Source organism: Colwellia ponticola (assembly GCF_005885605.1).
Taxonomy (GTDB): domain Bacteria; phylum Pseudomonadota; class Gammaproteobacteria; order Enterobacterales; family Alteromonadaceae; genus Colwellia; species Colwellia ponticola.
This window is the reverse complement of record NZ_SZVP01000011.1, coordinates 74,291-92,507: the sequence shown is the minus strand read 5'-3', so window position 1 is coordinate 92,507 and position 18,217 is coordinate 74,291. Positions and strand designations below refer to the sequence as shown.

Here is an 18,217-nt window from a genome sequence, read left to right as displayed (position 1 = left end):
GGAGTGTAGCTTAAGAGTAATTTATTATCATTTTAGGAAAAAAAGACAAGCGCTTTACTCGCAAATAATAGTATATTAACTAGCCTGTATGCTGAATAATTAATATACAAGCTTTAAGTCATACAATAGTCACACTTTTGTTGTACTTTGGTATTGCTATATAACACACCTGATTAATCGATGCTGGCGTTAAGGGCGTTTCTCGTTATAGCCAACTAGATGTTATTTAGTAAAGTAGCTTTGTAGTATCGCTATTTGTTATATATACAGTGTGTATAGAGAGTATATGACGAAGTTTATTACATTTTATCAGTCTTTTACTGAAGACTCTTGCTATAAAAAATATTTATATAATTACAACAACCAATTAAGTAATTGATTTTAATTAACTAAATTTTATTTAAAACCTTTTACAATTACGATAATTAATATTTTTTAATAATAAAAAATATTTTTATATATTCAAATAATTTGTATATATATTCATAAAAGGTTGACTCAGCGTTATTTTACGCGTAATTTTGCCCTCCGCATTAAAGAATGGTTTTCATTAATTACATATCGTCTTAATAAAAACTCAGTAGAAGTTTGGCGATCTCTGTTCAAGAAACTCTAAGTAATACTCTGAAGGAATCAGTAGCGCACACTTTGATCATTAAAAAAAGTAGATTACTTGTTTGCCGATAAAATCAGCTAATTTAAGTAATTGAATGGAATAGGAATAAACAATGAATGATATGAGCAAAAAATCCCAAGGCCTTTATCGCGCCGAGTTTGAACATGATAGTTGTGGCATCGGTTTTGTCGCTAACCTAAAGGGTAAAAAATCTCACGATATTATTGAAAATGCACTCACCATGTTGAGTTGTATGGAACATCGTGGTGGTACTGGTTTTGACGTCAAAAGTGGCGACGGTGCTGGTATCCTTATTCAAATACCCCATGATTTCTTCAGCCAAGAAACGGCAACAATAGGCTTTACTTTACCTGATGCTGGCGAGTACGGCGTTGGCATGATTTTCTTCCCAAATACTGAAGAGCAGAGCGAAGCATGTCGAAAAATATTAAACGATAATATTAAAGAACTGGGCTTAACCTTATTAGGTTATCGTAATGTCCCAGGTGACAATTCAATGTTAGGTGCTGATTCATTAAATAGCGAACCAAACATTGAGCAGGTCTTTATTGCTAAACCTGCTAAATTAAGCGCACAAGAATTTGAACGTAAGCTCTTTGTATTACGTAAATATACCTCGCATAAAATTAACGGTTTAAACATTACCGAACGCGACGAGTTTTATGTTACGTCAATGTCATCAACTAAAATTGTTTATAAAGGACAATTTACCACCGAGCAAGTACGTCAATATTACCTAGATCTTCAAGACGAACGCACTATCTCGGGCATGGCTATGTTCCATTCTCGCTTCTCAACCAATACCTTTCCAGCGTGGCGCAGAGCACAACCATTTCGTTATATAGCGCACAACGGTGAAATTAACACCGTACGCGGTAACGTAAATTGGATGAATGCTCGCGAAGCGTTATTTAGTTCAGTCAACTTTAGTGACGCTGAATTGAAAATGTTAAACCCTATTTGTAACAAAGATAACTCAGATTCAGCTAACCTAGATATGGCTATTGAGTTATTGGTGTTAAGCGGCCGTCCTCTTGCGCAAGTGATGATGATGATGGTGCCAGAAGCTTGGCAAACACAAACAGATATGGACGCCACCAGAAAAGCCTTTTATGAGTATTATGCTTGTATTATGGAACCTTGGGATGGCCCAGCTTCATTATCATTTACTGATGGTAATATTATTGGCGCCACACTTGACCGTAATGGTCTACGTCCATCACGTTACTTATTAACGCAAGATGGTACCTTGGTAATGGGCTCTGAAACAGGCACCTTGTGTGTTGATCAGTCTACTGTTGTAGAAAAGGGTCGTTTACAGCCAGGTAAAATTTTTATTGCGGATTTAACGCAAGGCCGCATCATTAGTGATGAAGAAGTTAAGCAACAAGTCAGTGCGTCACAGCCTTATGGTCAGTGGTTAGCAAACAACAAAATTGAGTTAGATAAATTACCAGTACCTCGGGCTTCTATTGCCCAGCCACCGGTAAAAGAGTTGCGTAAAATACAAAAAGCGTTTGGTTATACTAGTGAAGATCTTAACCTAGTACTTGCTGGTATGGTTGGCACATCAAAAGAGCCATTAGGCGCTATGGGCACCGATACGCCATTAGCGGTATTGTCTCATCGTCCACAACAACTATCGCATTACTTCAAGCAATTATTTGCACAAGTGACTAACCCGCCAATTGATCCTATCCGTGAAGAGTTAGTGATGTCATTACGTGGTTATATCGGTAGATCGCTTAACTTACTTGAAGAAACTGCAGGGCATTGTCATAAAGTTGAAATTACTCAACCAGTGTTAACTAACGAGCAGTTACGTAAATTACAATATATTGATAACGACCATCTACAAGCAAAAGTTATTAGTATTACGTTTAAAGCAAGTGGTGGACCAGGTGCACTGAAAAAAGCCCTTGATCGTATTTGTTTATATGCAAAAAATGCGGTTGAAGATGATTATGAAATACTTATTCTCAGTGATCGTGAAGTTGACAGTGATCATGTTGCTATCCCTTCAATATTAGCAACAGCCGCCGTTCATCATTATTTAATTCGTGAAAAATTACGTTCAAACGCCGATATTATTCTTGAATCAGGTGATATTCGTGAGACACACCATTTTGCTGCTGTGATTGGTTACGGCGCCGCCGCGGTAAACCCTTACTTAGCATTAGAAAGTATGTTCGGTTTACGTGATGAAGGTGTGCTTGATACTAATTTATCAAATGATCAAATTACAGAAAAATATATCGCAGCCGTTGGCAGTGGTTTATTAAAAACCTTCTCTAAAATGGGTATCTCAACGCTACAGTCATATTTAGGCGCGCAAGTGTTTGAAGCCTTAGGTATTAACTCAGACGTTATTGACCAGTACTTTACGGGTACGGTTAGTCGAATTGGCGGCTTAAGCTTAGATCAAATAGCGCAAGAAGCCTTGTTACGCCACCGTGAAGGCTTCCCAGAAGCGAATCGTATTGCTATTGAAAACTTATTGCCAACAGGCGGTGAATACTCATGGCGCAATGATGGCGAACGTCACTTATTTAGCCCAACTGTGATCCGTTTACTACAGCACTCAACAGCCAGTAATGATACGGCTCAATTTAAGCAGTATGCCAAAACAGTCGATGATCAAAGTAAAGAAGCCTTTACTTTACGTGGCTTATTGGAACTAACTAGCGATCGTCCTGCAATTGCCTTAAGTGAAGTAGAGCCGATTGAAAATATCTTCAAACGTTTTGCCTCAGGTGCCATGTCATTTGGTTCCATTTCGTGGGAAGCACACACTACGTTAGCCATCGCTATGAACCGTATTGGCGGTAAGAGTAACAGTGGTGAAGGTGGTGAAGATCCTATTCGTTATACGCCGTTAAAAAATGGCGATTCGATGAACTCACGTATTAAGCAAGTCGCCTCAGGTCGTTTTGGTGTTACTAGTCATTATTTGACTAATGCAGACGAACTACAAATTAAAATGGCGCAGGGCGCTAAACCAGGTGAGGGTGGTCAATTACCGGGCGACAAAGTTGATGCTTGGATTGGTAAAACTCGTGGTTCAACACCGGGTGTTGGTTTAATTTCACCACCACCACATCACGATATTTACTCGATTGAAGATTTATCTCAGCTTATTTTTGATCTTAAAAATGCTAACCGTGATGCACGCGTTAACGTTAAGTTAGTGTCAGAAGCCGGTGTGGGTACTATCGCTTCAGGGGTAACTAAAGCCTACGCTGATGTTGTACTTATTGCGGGTCATGATGGTGGTACAGGTGCTTCACCACTGAGTTCAATTAAACATACCGGCTTACCATGGGAACTTGGTTTAGCTGAAACCCATCAAACCTTGGTACGTAATAAACTGCGTAGCCGTATTACCGTACAAACTGATGGTCAACTTAAAACCCCTCGTGACTTAGCTATTGCTACTTTACTTGGCGCGGAAGAATACGGTATGGCCACAACGGCATTAGTCGTTGAAGGTTGTATCATGATGCGTAAGTGTCACTTAAACACTTGTCCTGTTGGCATTGCCACACAAGATAAAGGTTTACGTGATAAATTTACCGGTCGTGCTGATATTCTTGTTAACTTCTTTACCATGATGGCACAAGGGTTACGTGAAATCATGGCTGAGCTTGGTTTTAGAAGTATTGAAGAAATGGTTGGTCAAACCCAGTGTCTTAAGCAACTTGAAAATGTTGACCATTGGAAATACCAAGGTGTTGATTTAAAACCACTATTGCATAAAGAAGAATGTGGTGAAAATGAAACCTTGTATAAATCTATCGAACAAAAGCATTTGATTGACGATATTATCGATCGCCAGATGATTAAGGATGCGCAAGTAGCCCTTGATAATCAGCAAAGCGTTTCACTTGAATATGATGTTATTAATACCGATAGAACCATTGGTGCAATGATTTCTAACGAAATTTCTAAAAAGTATCATGAACAAGGTTTACCTGAAAACACGATTAACGTTAAGTTTAACGGCTCTGCTGGTCAAAGTTTTGGTTGTTTCTCTGCTAAAGGTTTGCGTTTTGAACTTGAAGGCGATGCTAATGATTACTTTGGTAAAGGATTGTCAGGCGCAAACTTAGTGGTATACCCAAGTAAGCAAGCGACGTTCTCAGCCAGTGAAAATATCTTAATTGGTAATGTGGCCTTCTTTGGTGCAACCTCAGGTACAGCCTTTATTCGTGGTATTGCGGGTGAGCGCTTCTGTGTACGTAACTCCGGTGCTACCGCGGTTGTTGAAGGGGTTGGCGATCACGGTTGTGAATACATGACTGGTGGTAAAGCCGTTGTTCTAGGTAATACGGGTCGTAACTTTGCCGCGGGTATGTCAGGTGGTATTGCTTATGTACTTGATAATAAAAACGACTTCGCGGCTAAATGTAATATGGAAATGGTTGCCTTAGAAACCGTTGATACTGATGCAGAAAGTGAAGAGTTAAAAGGTTTAATTACCCAGCACTTTGACGCAACAGGCTCAGATGTGGCTAGCGAATTATTAAAAGATTGGCAGAGCAGTGTTAAGCGCTTCGTTAAAGTAATGCCTGTTGATTACAAACGTATGCAAGGTTACATGAATGACGTACGAGAAAGCGGCAAGTTTGAGTCAGAATATGACATTGCCGTTGAAGCTTTCGACATCCATTTAAATAATATAGCTAGCGCTAAAGCTTAAGCTGACGAGGAGAATATATTATGGGAAATCCAACAGGATTTATCAACGTAGGTCGTGCCTTGCCAACTGAACGCGATGCAGGTGACCGTCTAATTGACTGGCTTGAAGTGTATGAAGATATTCCACAAAGCGATGTAGAGAAGCAGGCTTCTCGTTGTATGGATTGTGGTGTACCTTTTTGCCAATCGGCAAAGTCAGAGTTTGCACCCGTTGTTGCAGGTTGTCCGGTTAATAATGTTATTCCTGAGTGGAATGACCTTATTTATCGAGGCCGCTGGAAAGATGCTATTGAGTTATTGCATAAAACTAATAACTTCCCTGAATTTACAGGGCGAGTTTGCCCAGCGCCTTGTGAAGGTGCCTGTGTATTAGGTATTAATGCTGACCCTGTGGCAATTAAGTTACATGAAAAAGAAATTATTGATCACGCTTTCAAAGAAGGTTGGGTTGTTGCTCAGCCGCCATCAGCACGTACCGGTAAAACCGTTGCGGTAATTGGCTCAGGGCCTGCGGGACTTGCCGCTGCGGCACAACTTAATAAAGCTGGTCATATGGTGACAGTTTATGAGCGTGCTGACCGTATTGGTGGCTTGCTAATGTACGGTATCCCAAACATGAAGTTGCAAAAAGAATTAGTGCAACGTCGTGTTGATATTTTAGCAGAAGAAGGTATTGTCTTTGTTACTAACACCAACGTAGGTAAAGACATTAGTGTTGAGCAGCTTGAAAAAGACTTTGATTCAGTGGTGTTATGTATAGGTGCTACTGTACCGCGCGACCTACCTGTTGAAGGTCGTGAACTTAACGGTGTTCATTTTGCGATGGACTTTTTAACGGCTAACACGAAAAGCTTACTTGATAGCGAACACAAAGATGGTCAGTTCATTAATGCTCAAGGCAAAAATGTCGTCGTTATTGGCGGTGGTGATACTGGTACAGATTGTATTGGTACTTCATTACGTCACCAATGTGCCAGCGCTATCCAACTAGAAATCATGCCGCGTCCACCAGAAGCGCGTGAAGAAGCAAGCAACCCTTGGCCACAATGGCCAAAACGCTTATTGGTTGATTACGGTCAAAAAGAAGCGATTGCCATTCAAGGACAAGATCCTCGTCAATATTTAGTGCAAACTAAAAAAATTGAAAGTGATGGTCAAGGTAATGTGAAAGCGGTTCATACGGTTGATATCACTTGGGAGCGTAATGATAAAGGTCAAATGTTCCCACAAGAAGTCGCGGGTAGTGAAAAAGTTATTCCTGCTGATATCGTCCTTATAGCGATGGGCTTTATGGGGCCTGAAGGTGGCTTAGTTGAGCAATTTGGTCTTGAGCAAGATAATCGTTCAAACATTGCTGCAGAATACGATAAGTTTGCGACTAGCAAACCAGGTATTTTTGCTGCAGGTGATGGTCGTCGTGGTCAAAGTTTAATTGTTTGGGCAATTGATGAAGGTCGTCGTTGCGCCCGTGAAGTAGATACCTACTTAATGGGAAATAGCTACCTGCCTTAAGCAAGTAGCGACAACTAACCTTAAAAACGTAGCTTTTAGCTACGTTTTTTTATGCGTAGAATTTTTAGGTGGGAGATTTATCTGCTACAACCTGCTACTAGGCTTAACTTTAGAGAACACTAATAATCGATTATTGGCAGGCATTTCATGGTCGTCTATCAAGTTAAGTCCAGCTGAATCTGCTAAGGTTAATATTGCTTCTATATCGCGAATACCACGCGTGGGATCTGCCTCTTTAAGTCGGCCATCAAAGCTGGCATTACTTTCGCTGGTAAATTTCCCATCATATTTAAACGGTCCATAAATACAAACAGCGCCGTTGACAGCTAAATTTTTTGAAATACCTTCAAAAAATTTAATCACTAATGGCCAACTGATAATATGTAACGTGTTCGCGGTGTATACGCCATCAATAGACTGACGTTCAGTTGTATTATCTTGCCCGTCATCACTAGGCTTATTAACAGCATCCGCTAATGACCAAGTGTCATGTAAATCAATAACAATAGGGCTTTTGACATTAAGCAAAGCCGCTTCATTTAGCCAGGCATTAATGCCAGCATGGTTGGTCGCTAAATCGCTGGTTTGCCAGGTAAGGTGTGGTAGATTTTCACCAAAATAAACCGCATGTTGCCCAGTGCCTGAGCCAATCTCCAACACATACTTAGATGTTGAAAATACCTTACTTAATACGGCTAAAATCGGTTGTTTATTATTTTCACAGGCTTGGGAATAGGGCTTAGTCATTAGATTCTATTTACTCGAGTTGGTGAATGTACTTGATGTGCTTAATTTACAACAGTTTCATTAATTAGGTGGTCTATTTTATAGGAAGAGAAAACGAGCTAATATAAGGTGTTTTATTTAATAACGAGTTGTTCTAATTATCAAATAAATAGCACAGTAGTTGGTTGCAACCTGTAGCAATGTTCAGATAATTAATATGATTGGTATTAGTTAGCTTCAATAGCGCTCTTCACGGATAACGTTTGTTCAGCTTTTTTTTCAGTATTGTTCTCAGTTCTGCTTTTAATAATCCTTAAACCTTCATCAAGTAACTTAATCACCTTGGTAGTCTCAGCTTTTTTATTAAAAGCCACATAGATATCACTCTGATGATTTATTTGCCCTTGTTTGATTGCTGAGTGTGCTAGTCCCATCTTGGTCATGGTATCTTTTGCAACCTCATCAAACATGATGGCCATATCGACTCTTTTTTTACGAATAAGATTGATGATTTGCTCTTGCGTTACCACTCTAACTTCTTTAAAACGATGTTTATTATTTTGAAAGGTGTCACCGTATTCATAGCCTAATATTAAGGCAATTATAGTGTTATCTGGAATGCTTTTTGCTGATGAAAAGTCTAAGGTAGAATTTTTATGATAATAAAATGATGCTTTTGCTTGTAATAGCGACTCTTCGCCAAAGCTAAAGATACGCTCGGTATTGGCTTGTTTAGTCACATTAAAAGCGCCATCGACGCTACCTATTTTCACCATGTGTAATGCTCTTGCATAAGGCACCACGATAAAGTTAACGTCAACATTAACGGCTTGATAGGCTTTTTTAATGATATTTTTTGATAAACCATTGCCTTGGTTGTCAGAGTAAGGCGGCCAGCTATTTTCTACGGCAAGCGTTACTTTACTGGCTGAATAACTAGTAAAACTGATACCCGCAAAAATAATAATAAAAATAAGCTTAGCTATCAAATTAGTTATCATATTAATGTCTATCCATAACCTTGTATCAAAAAATGAACATCATGGGGTATATTACCCCCTTCCTAGCGTGGTTATGCTAGGTAGCAGCATAGTCAATAACGCTTGGTGGTAAAGTAAATATACATAATGTAATAAGCCCTCATTTAGCAAAATGAGTTAGACCTAACGATTAATCATATTAGTTATATAACCATATTAGCGCTTTTCTACAAAGAGGTTACCACTTATTGACAGTATTTTTAATGACAACTTACGCATTTAAAACAGTTGGTACTTAGTGCAAGCGGCAATAGGGTGAATAACCGCTTTGGTAATTTTTCCATATTGCAGCTTCAGTAGTGGTTGATTGATATAACCGTTAAATTTTGGCACTCGCCATTGCGGTAATAGGCTAGGGTCTGTGGTTAAGTTGATAATGACACCCGTTGATTTTTGTACTTTAACTTTGTTTTTTCCATAGATATTGTTGCTATCAATGTCAGTAATTACCTCGTTAGCAAAGTTTTTTTCGCGACTGGCAGCAACAATACACAGTCTATTTTCTGCGGCACGAGTTAACAAACTGTAGTCAACCTCACTCGGCTCTTGAATATCAAAAGGCACAAGTAACACCTGGATAGTCGCTAATGCAGCCACGTTCACTATTTCTGCTATGTTGGCATCATCAGCCGTTAGCATGGCAAGGCGAATAGTGCCTTGCTCTAAAGGTAGCGCTATGATTGCTAACTTATCACCAAGATCAGTCCACTGATAGCGCTGACAAAAATGTAATTGCTGCTGCGTTGCCACGACACCTTGTTTACTGATTAATACCGCCTGGTGTTTTCCATCAATAATTAAGCTGGTACATAAGTATTGAAAAGGTCTAAGTACAGCGCTAACTTGAGCAATAAATTGCCGACTTAGGGCTGTTATCCGCTCTCTTTGATGTTCATCATTAGTAACGGTTTTATCAGCGACAAAAAATAACTCAGGTAATTGAATAATGTCAGTAACATTATTTTCAATATACTGACAGACATCTTCAATGGCATGTTCATTAGCCTTGTAGGTAGCAAATATCGCCACGTTAGCCGTCACGGGCACTTTGTGAACAGTACTGTTGCGTGGCTGTGCTGCTTCGACTTGCTCGGTATGCCTTATGGTTAATGTCTGATAAATATTAGGGCTAGGTGCAGAGTCAGCCTCTAAATAAAGTTCTGGGCGTCGTTGTTTAATAATATGAGTGCCATCAGGACGAAATTTATTATTGAAGCCTATATTACTATCAGCACTTTTTTCGGTACTTTTTTTTGTGTCAGTTTTAGCGGTAGCGCATGAACTAGCTAAGTCTATATCGGTAAAAGCAACACCTTCTTCTGTACTATTAAGTTTGGCTAATACTCGACCATCATTAGACACTATTTGGCTTTGACCTGAACCTATTTTATTGGCCGTTGCGACAAATACATTGTTTTCTACTGCGCGGGCAGGGTCATGTAAATTACTTTGGTCTAAGGTATCTGAATTAATCGAGTTACATAATAATTGTGCGCCGCTTAAGGCTAAAGCACGTGGAGCTAAAAAGTTCATACTATCGCTACCCGATAACAAACCAAGTGTACCTAAAGGCGTTGTGATTACTTGAGCAGTGTTTTTCGTGGCAGTAAAAAACTGTTTTTCCTGTGCAGATAAGCAATGCTTATCTGCTTGGTGAATGAGCTTACCTTGTGGACAGAATAAACATGAAGTCACGCTGATATCGCCTTGGCTTTTGATGCTAGCCGTTGTTTTGCTTTCTATAGAATTGACTTTAATATCGACTAAGTCAGCAACATTATCACGACGTAAGGTAACATTAACAACAATATAGCAGCGATTTTTTATTGCTTGCTCAGCGACTTCTTTTAAAAAAGAACCATCAAGCGTTAACGCATCATACCAAGCTTGGTTATGATCAACATAGTATGCTTGCTCACTATGTGTTTGTTCATCGCCAAAGAACGTGTGACCTAAGGGGGACTGAGCAAAGTGTGTATTACAATACTGGGGTAATACAATTAATGAAGGCTGGCATAAAGCTGCTTTAGTTATCATACGAATACAGCTTGCTAAATTTTCTTGAGGATTTGATGTGGTGGCAAACTGACAAACGGCTACTCGCATGGTGTATATTTTCCATATAACAGGTGAATTTTTAATTGCTAAGGTTAATGCGCTACGCATTATTGGTCGGATTTTACCTTAAAAGCCGACGAGTAAGCTATTTTAATAAGTTTTTATACCCTAATAGATAGCTCCCTAATTAACTAAAGTAAGGTAGTTGGTCTTTTTTTTTATATAAATAGTACTTAATTTGACGAATTACGCATTTAGCGCTTTACAAATAGCTCGCCAGTATTTAGAATTCGCCCACTTTTAAGAAATAGTAAATTTCTTGTAAAGTATCTTGGTGAGATGGCTGAGTGGTCGAAAGCACCGGTCTTGAAAACCGGCAAGGGTTTGTAGCCCTTCTAGAGTTCAAATCTCTATCTCACCGCCACATTATAATAATTGGTCAGCTTGTATAATAAGCTAAAGTTGACGAGTTATACGTTAAAGTATTTGATTTGGTATAAAAGGGTATGTAGCGTAAAACCTTGAGTAAGGTTCAAGCCTGTATATCACTACTAGATTATAAAAATCCGTTAATTAAGCAGTTAATTAACGGATTTTTGCTTATACGGCATTTAAATGTGGAATAAGGTTTGTAGCGTAGACCTTGAGTAGAATTAATATTTCTATTTTACCACCACATTATATGAATCCGCTAATCGAAAGGTTAGCGGATTTTTGCTTTTTTGTGACTTACTTTTTTGAATTCGCTTCTATTAAATTAAGTCACAGTATAAAGCAGTAACGACTTAAACGGCTATCTACAATGAATGGCTTGCCTCTAAGCTTTTAAACTGTCGTTAAGAGAACACTTTCTTATACGCATAACTATACAGAGCAAAGCGATTCAATATTGTTAATGCTCGGGACTCACGTAAAATATTATGGATATCAACAAAAATTCCAATCCGATACATAGCTTCTCTGTTAAAGCTTTAGCACTCACCGCTACTTTTTTATTCTCCCTGCAAGCAGTAGCACAAAACGCTAACAACGAAATACCCTCTCAAGTATTTAAGACTGAACAAAAAGCAGAACCTAATGTCAGCCTTAATCCTGCAATAACTGCTGAGAACTTAGATAGCATTTATCGAGAAATGCCAACAAACTCTCGTTTTGAAAATTTAACCCCGTCAGCTGACTTTTATCAATCACCTTTTCAAGTATCCATTTTTTCAAATACTAATGGTGAAGATACTGAGCGACTTTGGTCACAAACTAATTCTATTTTTGCCTATGGTTTCGGTGTTATTGGTATTATTGCTTTACTACCAGAAGGTATTTCAAACTGGGATAAAGAAGAAGGCATTTTTAATAAATGGTCTGATAATGTGAAAGAAGGTCCTGTATGGGATCGTGATACCGGCATGTTAAACCTTGTGGGTCACCCTTATTTTGGTGGTGTTTACTATCAAGTAGCGCGTAAATCTGGCTACCGTCAATGGGATGCCTTTTTATATTCTACTATTATGTCGACCTTCTATTGGGAGTACGGCATAGAGTCCTTTGCTGAAACACCTTCCATTCAAGACTTAGTCATAACGCCTGTCTTAGGTTGGGCCTATGGTGAATGGGCTTTTAATACTGAAATGGATATTAGAGAAAATGGTGGTAATGTATGGGGCTCAAGCTTTTTAGGTAGTACCGCATTAGCATTATTAGACCCTGTAGATGCGTTAAGTGTTGGTATTAACAATATATTTAGTAAAGAAATCATTAAAGCAGGAACGGGCTTTGTTAGCTTTAACGAAGTACCTTATGGTAACTCTGGGCAAACGGATAGCCAAATTAGTTTTACCATGTCGTTACAGCTAGGTGATGGTGGTCATTATTCACCACGTAGAGTGAAAAGAGCCTCTGGCGCTGATGACCCTATTGATACTGGTATTATCGGGGTAAGTTATGGCGTGGGTCAAACACAACTCGATGACGCATGGAACGTAGAAGGTGCTACTACTACGGAATACAGCTTAGGTTTGTATTTTACCCGTCAATTTTCAAGCCGAGTAACTTACTCTAAAGGTAAGTTTGTTGATGGAGCTACAGCAACAAAAGTTAATTATGAAAACTATAGTCTAGACAGCCAATATTATTTTAATGCTAAAAATACCCTCAGACCATACCTGACTGCGGGGTTTGGTGAAACCTTATGGGCAAGAGATATAGAAACGAAAAAATTTCAAGTTAACGCGGGTCTTGGACTGCATTATAAACTAAATAATAATTTTGCCTTACAAGCCGACTGGCGTTTTTATCACAGCACTAACGCAGACACCTCAGATAATAATGCTAGTTTACGTTTAGTCTACTTATTAGGACAAGGTGAGCGCTAAAACAAGTGAAATACTATAAATAATTAGCAGCCTAAGTAGCAAGTTTTTACTATTTGTCTTAGGCTTTAATCATTCCTCTTATTGTTGGAGTGATCATGAAGCTTAACCTCTGTAGCCTTTTACTGTGCTTGCCTTTTTTGTTCGCTTGTCAAAGTAATTATTATCCTCATATTAAGCAAATTAGTGCACAAACCACTTTATATTTAGACAATCAATATATCGCTTTAAAGCCGCTACATATAGAGACCGAGCAAGAAGTCTTTCAATTGAATAATGAAATGCTCACCCTAGTTGAGACTAAATTAACTAATAACTTACCCGCTCAACAAAAAGCTTATATCTTGCTTAATCACCTTTTTAATGAAGAGAAAATTGCCTTAACGTATCGTGATAATGCCAATTTGACCGCATCACAGGCGTACCAGCGTAAAGTAGCAAACTGTATGTCATTAACGATTATGGCTTATGCACTGGCTGAAAAAGCAGGCATGAATATTAGCTTTCAAGCAGTTAAGGTTCCAGAGTATTGGGTCAATAATGGTCAATATAGTTTATTAACAGGCCATGTTAACTTACTAGTGAGGGAAGATGATTATCATAAAAGGATTATTGTGTGGGGAGAAAAAACAACAACAATAGACTTTGACCCCTTTGTCGCTAAAAAAAAGTTTCCATCTACTATTATTAGCAAAGACACTGTAGTCGCGATGTTCTATAACAATAAAGGAGCACAAGCACTGGTAGATGATAACTATCCACTTGCTTACCACTACTTTAAACAAGCCACGCTCAGCGACAATCAATTTTCTTCTGCTTGGGGTAACCTCGGTATTTTATATAAACTGTCAGGGCATTATCCTATGGCAGAAAAAGCTTATAATTATGCCATTAGCTTGGATCCCGATAACCTGACTTCATTAGGTAATTTAGCCTTGTTACTAAGTCAACAGGGACGTGCTAACCAAGCGTTACTTATTGAGGAATATATTACTAAAGCGAGAGCAAATAATCCTTATTATCACGCTTTACTGGGTAATGAAGCCTTCTTAAAGCAGTCATACCAGCAAGCCTTAGAACATTATAAGAAGGCTATTGAGCTTGATGACGAGCAACATGAGTTTTATTTCGCTATAGCCAAAATCTATTACCAACAAGGTCAATTACTGTTAGCCAAAAAATCAATGCTCACAGCGGTGAAGTTAGTCAATTTTCAAGACATCAAAAAACAGTATATTGCTAAGTTAAATTTTCTGAAAGGTCAAAGTACCCTAAGCGATTAATGCGGTATTTTAATAAGCGTATAAGTAGGTCTACCTTCCTTAATGATGTTTTTATCCATTGAAAACGCTTAGCAGGGGAAGTAAAAGCTACCTCGGCCAATAAATGTTACATAATTGTTCTAACTGACTTATTTATCTCAATAAAATTAGGTACACTTAGCGTTATATTAAGCAGGTTACATAATACTGGCACCTGGTACAGGAAAGTGTAAAACATGAAAGCAGCATTAAACGAGAGTAATTCAAGTTGGTATTTACTTTTTTTGGTATGGATAATAGCAACCAGTGGTACGCTAATCAGTTTGTTTTTTAGTGAAATAGTGCAGGTACCCGTTTGTGTGCTGTGTTGGTATCAACGTATAGCACTTTATCCTTTAGTTATTATAGTACCTTTGGCTCTTTTTCCTTTTGATATAACTGCTATTCGCTATATCAGTCCGTTAGTGATATTAGGTTGGCTGTTCGCATTATTTCATGTGTTAATTGTGCTTGATATTATTCCTGAAGCAGCGCAACCTTGTGTACTTGGCGTACCTTGTTCTGAAACGCACATTAATTTATGGGGTTTTTTAAATATTCCGTTAATGTCTTTACTGACATTTTCAGTGATAGCGTTATTGTTATTTTTAACCAAAAAATCCTTTGCTAATACTATTAACAAAACCGAGAGTAAACGCTAAACTCATCTAGCGTGATATTTTTTAACTAAATTTACTTCAGACCAATTATTCAACGAAATAAGTACCAATCTATGACTAATAAATCTCTTTTTATCGGCGTTGCCGCATTTATCGCTATTATTTTTATTGCTGCTGTGGGTGTATATCAAAGTAAATTACCGGCAACAGTCGAGAGTAATAAGTTACCCGCATTAGAGCGTACTAATGCACCAACAAAAGGTGGCAGTAATGCAAAAGTAACAATTGTTGAGTTTTTTGATCCCGCTTGTGGTACTTGTAGTCAATTTTATCCTTTAGTGAATAACTTGGTGAAAAAGTATCAAGGCAAAGTTAAGGTTGTGATGCGTTATGCTCCTTTGCATCAAGGCTCACAAGATGTGGTTAAAATGCTAGAGGCGGCCCATATGCAAGGTCAATTTTGGCCGGCCGTTGAGTTGTTATTTGCTAATCAACAACGCTGGGTTGAACATCATGTATCAAACCCTACACAGGCTTTAGCGGGTATAAAAACATTGAAATTAGATCATGAAAAACTTGATAGCGATTGGCAAAGTAGTCAGGTAGCTAAAGTGGTGGCGCAAGATATTCAAGACGGACAAACACTTAACGTGCGTGCCACGCCACAGTTTTTTGTTAATGGTAAACCATTAGTTGTGTTTGGCTATCAAGAACTAGTTGAGCTAATAGAAGAAGCGGTTGCTCAGGCGTATTAAAAGGAAAGTGTTCGCTTGATTATTTTATTACCGTTATTTATTGGCTTGGCTATTATTGGTTACTTAATATCTAAGCCATATTATCGTGAATATAAGCGCGCTAAAGTAAAAAATTTACCTTTTAATCACGCATGGCAGCAAATAATTGCTCAACGCATGCCTTATTTTAAGCAAATGCCCATAAGTTTACAGCAGCAATTACAAAAGCATATTCAAGTATTTATTGCAGAGAAAGAATTCGTTGGTTGTAACGGTATAAATATAACCGATGAAATAAAAGTCACCATTGCTGCGCAAGCCTGCTTATTATTACTTAATAGAAAAACCAATTACTATCCTCAATTAAATACTATTTTGGTGTACCCGAGTGCTTTTGTTAAAAAGCAAATCGCACAAAGTGCTGATGGTATTCAATATACTCGGCAAGTTGCTTTATCAGGTGAATCATGGGGCTTTGGTAAAATAGTATTATCTTGGCAAGATAGTTTACATGGCGCTGAATTACCTCATGATGGCCACAACGTGGTTATTCATGAATTTGCCCATCAACTAGACCAAGAAAGTGGCCAAGCTAATGGTGCACCTATTTTAGGCAAAGGCCAAAATTATCAACGTTGGTCTGAGATATTTTCTACGCAGTTTAGTCTATTAAGAATACAAGCAGCAGCAGGGAAGCCATCAATATTTGACTATTATGGCGCAACGGAGCCCGCAGAGTTTTTTGCGGTAGTGAGTGAAGTCTTTTTTGAAAAGTCTGTACAGTTTTCGCATGAACACCCGGCACTTTACCAGCAATTAAAAGATTATTACCGAGTTGATCCAAGGCATTGGTGATAATGACTATTATGAGGTTAATCTACCACCATTGACCACCGCAGCTTAACTTAGGATTTACCATGGTTATGTATAAAAAAAAAGCCAGTCCCAAGCCACAAGAAATATCTTATGAACGTGTAAAATCTTATATGCTGTGGTTAATAGAAAGGTATGGCGATTATTCGGCGAAAAAGCTGTTACAAAAAGCAAATTTATTATTTAAAGATGATACGCAATTTAATGAACCTGCACTGAATTATCTGATAGAGCGAGATATTGTTAACGATCTTCGTTACGCACAGCGATTAACAGAAAGTTTGACCGAGAAAAATATCGGCGCCAACAAAATTAAAGAAAAACTTTATAGCAAAGGTTTTTCATCCGCAACAATCAATGAATGTGTCAGTAGTATTGAAACAAGCGATGAAGATTATTTTGAAAAAGCATTACTCCTCAAAGTAAGAAAGTTTGGTGAAGCACCTATTGATGAAATCAAGTTAAAACAAAAAGCATTACGACATTTAATAGCAAAAGGGTTTTCATACGCTATAGCAAATAAAGCGGTGGGTTACTCACCAGAAGAAGAGTAATACACGGCAAAACAGATATTTTATAAAGCTCTATACTGTTTAAAGCGCATCCGTGTGGGTGTTCTTTTCATCTACTTGTTATAAAGGGGCTGTCTATGTTATTTGCAACTAATCGTACGCCAACACAATCTGCAAAATCTAAAAAAGGTCGAAAAATAACGTTTTCAATGCAAAATACCAGTGTCAGGCAAGACATGTACTTTTGTCGTCGAAAGGGCGTTAATGATTATGTAGAAATCGGCAGTAAAGCGTTCTTCCAAGCGCTAAAAGATTTAGATAAAAAAACACAAATTTTGTTTTATATTCATGGCTTTAATAATCTTGGCGAATCAGAAATCTTTCCTAATGCTGAAGTATTACAAGATATGTTTAACGAATTAGAACCCAATCTTGTTTATATTGTTCCGCTTATTTGGCCTTGCGATGATGATTCTGTTGTCGCTTTTATGGATGATTATTGGGATGATCAGCGCGCTTCAAGAGCAAGTGGTGATTCGTTTGCTCGTATGCTCGGGTTGTTTGATAATTGGCGTAAAGAAGAAGCAAAGAAAACAGACCCATGTACTCGGCGAATGAATGTCTTAGCGCACTCTATGGGTAATCGAGTGTTACGAAATGCGATAAGTAGCTGGGTAAAATATGATATGGGCGGTAACATGATACAGTTATTTCGTAACGTATTTATGGTCGCCGCCGATGTGGTTAATCACACGTTAGAGCGTAAAGAAAAGGGCAGGTATATTACAGATTCAGCGCGTAATGTAGTGGTTTACTATGCCAATGATGATTTAGCTATGCCTGCTAGTAAAGTTGCCAACCTTAAGAATATGACCGCCTCCCGTCGTTTAGGGATGACAGGGCCTGAGAGCATGTCTGAAAAACGATTAGCGCGTAATGTTTACGAAGTAGATTGTGATAACTTTAATAATAGTTGGGGCGATAAAAAAGGACACACTTACTTTTTAAGAGACGATAGTGGCAGGATCAGCCCCGTTATTTACCATATGATTGCCGCCATCAACGGTGGTCGAGTTCAACCACCTCAGCGGCACCATATTCTTGAAAAGCCTTAATCTTATTAGCTTTATTATTAAACAG

At 38.3% G+C, this 18,217-nt stretch carries 12 protein-coding genes and 1 tRNA gene; 10 read left to right on the top strand and 3 right to left on the bottom strand.

Annotated elements, in window-relative coordinates; all coding sequences use genetic code 11:
• The first annotated feature begins 728 nt into the window (after nucleotides 1–728).
• Both gltB and FCS21_RS11685 read left to right on the top strand, forming a co-directional pair.
• Nucleotides 729–5,336 carry a glutamate synthase large subunit gene (gene gltB / locus FCS21_RS11690; protein WP_138623580.1) on the top strand — a complete coding sequence of 1,536 codons (4,608 nt, stop codon included), beginning with the start codon at nucleotides 729–731 and terminating at the stop codon, nucleotides 5,334–5,336.
• Between the two features lie 20 nt (nucleotides 5,337–5,356).
• Nucleotides 5,357–6,847 (top strand): glutamate synthase subunit beta, encoded by a 1,491-nt coding sequence (locus FCS21_RS11685; RefSeq protein ID WP_138623578.1) that lies wholly within the window; start codon nucleotides 5,357–5,359, stop codon nucleotides 6,845–6,847.
• Between the two features lie 84 nt (nucleotides 6,848–6,931).
• Here the strand turns inward: FCS21_RS11685 and FCS21_RS11680 are convergent, their stop codons facing one another.
• From FCS21_RS11680 to FCS21_RS11670, 3 genes are all read right to left on the bottom strand, one after another.
• Nucleotides 6,932–7,594 carry a DUF938 domain-containing protein gene (locus tag FCS21_RS11680; RefSeq protein ID WP_138623576.1) on the bottom strand — a complete coding sequence of 221 codons (663 nt, stop codon included), beginning with the start codon at nucleotides 7,592–7,594 and terminating at the stop codon, nucleotides 6,932–6,934.
• A gap of 206 nt (nucleotides 7,595–7,800) precedes the next feature.
• Nucleotides 7,801–8,574: a substrate-binding periplasmic protein gene (locus tag FCS21_RS11675; protein WP_138623574.1), complete on the bottom strand. Its 774-nt coding sequence runs from the start codon at nucleotides 8,572–8,574 to the stop codon at nucleotides 7,801–7,803.
• A gap of 258 nt (nucleotides 8,575–8,832) precedes the next feature.
• On the bottom strand, nucleotides 8,833–10,779 hold the full coding sequence (locus FCS21_RS11670; protein ID WP_246047204.1) for a nitrilase-related carbon-nitrogen hydrolase: 1,947 nt from the start codon (nucleotides 10,777–10,779) through the stop codon (nucleotides 8,833–8,835).
• A gap of 225 nt (nucleotides 10,780–11,004) precedes the next feature.
• Between FCS21_RS11670 and FCS21_RS11665 the strand changes: the two genes are divergently transcribed.
• The 8 genes from FCS21_RS11665 (at nucleotide 11,005) to FCS21_RS11630 (ending at nucleotide 18,192) form a co-directional block, all read left to right on the top strand.
• A tRNA-Ser gene (locus tag FCS21_RS11665) sits at nucleotides 11,005–11,095 on the top strand.
• 496 nt (nucleotides 11,096–11,591) lie between these two features.
• Nucleotides 11,592–13,040, top strand: a complete 1,449-nt coding sequence (locus tag FCS21_RS11660) for a DUF3943 domain-containing protein (RefSeq protein WP_138623572.1) — start codon at nucleotides 11,592–11,594, stop codon at nucleotides 13,038–13,040.
• A 95-nt stretch (nucleotides 13,041–13,135) separates the two neighbouring features.
• Nucleotides 13,136–14,320, top strand: coding sequence for a tetratricopeptide repeat protein (locus FCS21_RS11655; protein ID WP_138623570.1), 1,185 nt, complete (start codon nucleotides 13,136–13,138; stop codon nucleotides 14,318–14,320).
• Between the two features lie 215 nt (nucleotides 14,321–14,535).
• Complete coding sequence (locus FCS21_RS11650; RefSeq protein WP_138623568.1) at nucleotides 14,536–15,000, top strand: disulfide bond formation protein B; 465 nt, start codon at nucleotides 14,536–14,538, stop codon at nucleotides 14,998–15,000.
• 71 nt (nucleotides 15,001–15,071) lie between these two features.
• Nucleotides 15,072–15,713 (top strand): DsbA family protein, encoded by a 642-nt coding sequence (locus FCS21_RS11645; protein WP_138623566.1) that lies wholly within the window; start codon nucleotides 15,072–15,074, stop codon nucleotides 15,711–15,713.
• A 15-nt stretch (nucleotides 15,714–15,728) separates the two neighbouring features.
• The gene (locus FCS21_RS11640; protein WP_138623564.1) at nucleotides 15,729–16,547 is read left to right on the top strand and encodes a M90 family metallopeptidase; all 819 of its coding nucleotides are present in this window, start codon (nucleotides 15,729–15,731) and stop codon (nucleotides 16,545–16,547) included.
• Between the two features lie 62 nt (nucleotides 16,548–16,609).
• A complete protein-coding gene (locus FCS21_RS11635; RefSeq protein ID WP_246047202.1) occupies nucleotides 16,610–17,119 on the top strand; it encodes a regulatory protein RecX in 510 nt (169 codons plus the stop codon).
• Nucleotides 17,120–17,214: 95 nt separating this feature from the next.
• Complete coding sequence (locus FCS21_RS11630; protein ID WP_138623559.1) at nucleotides 17,215–18,192, top strand: alpha/beta hydrolase; 978 nt, start codon at nucleotides 17,215–17,217, stop codon at nucleotides 18,190–18,192.
• Nucleotides 18,193–18,217: the final 25 nt, after the last annotated feature.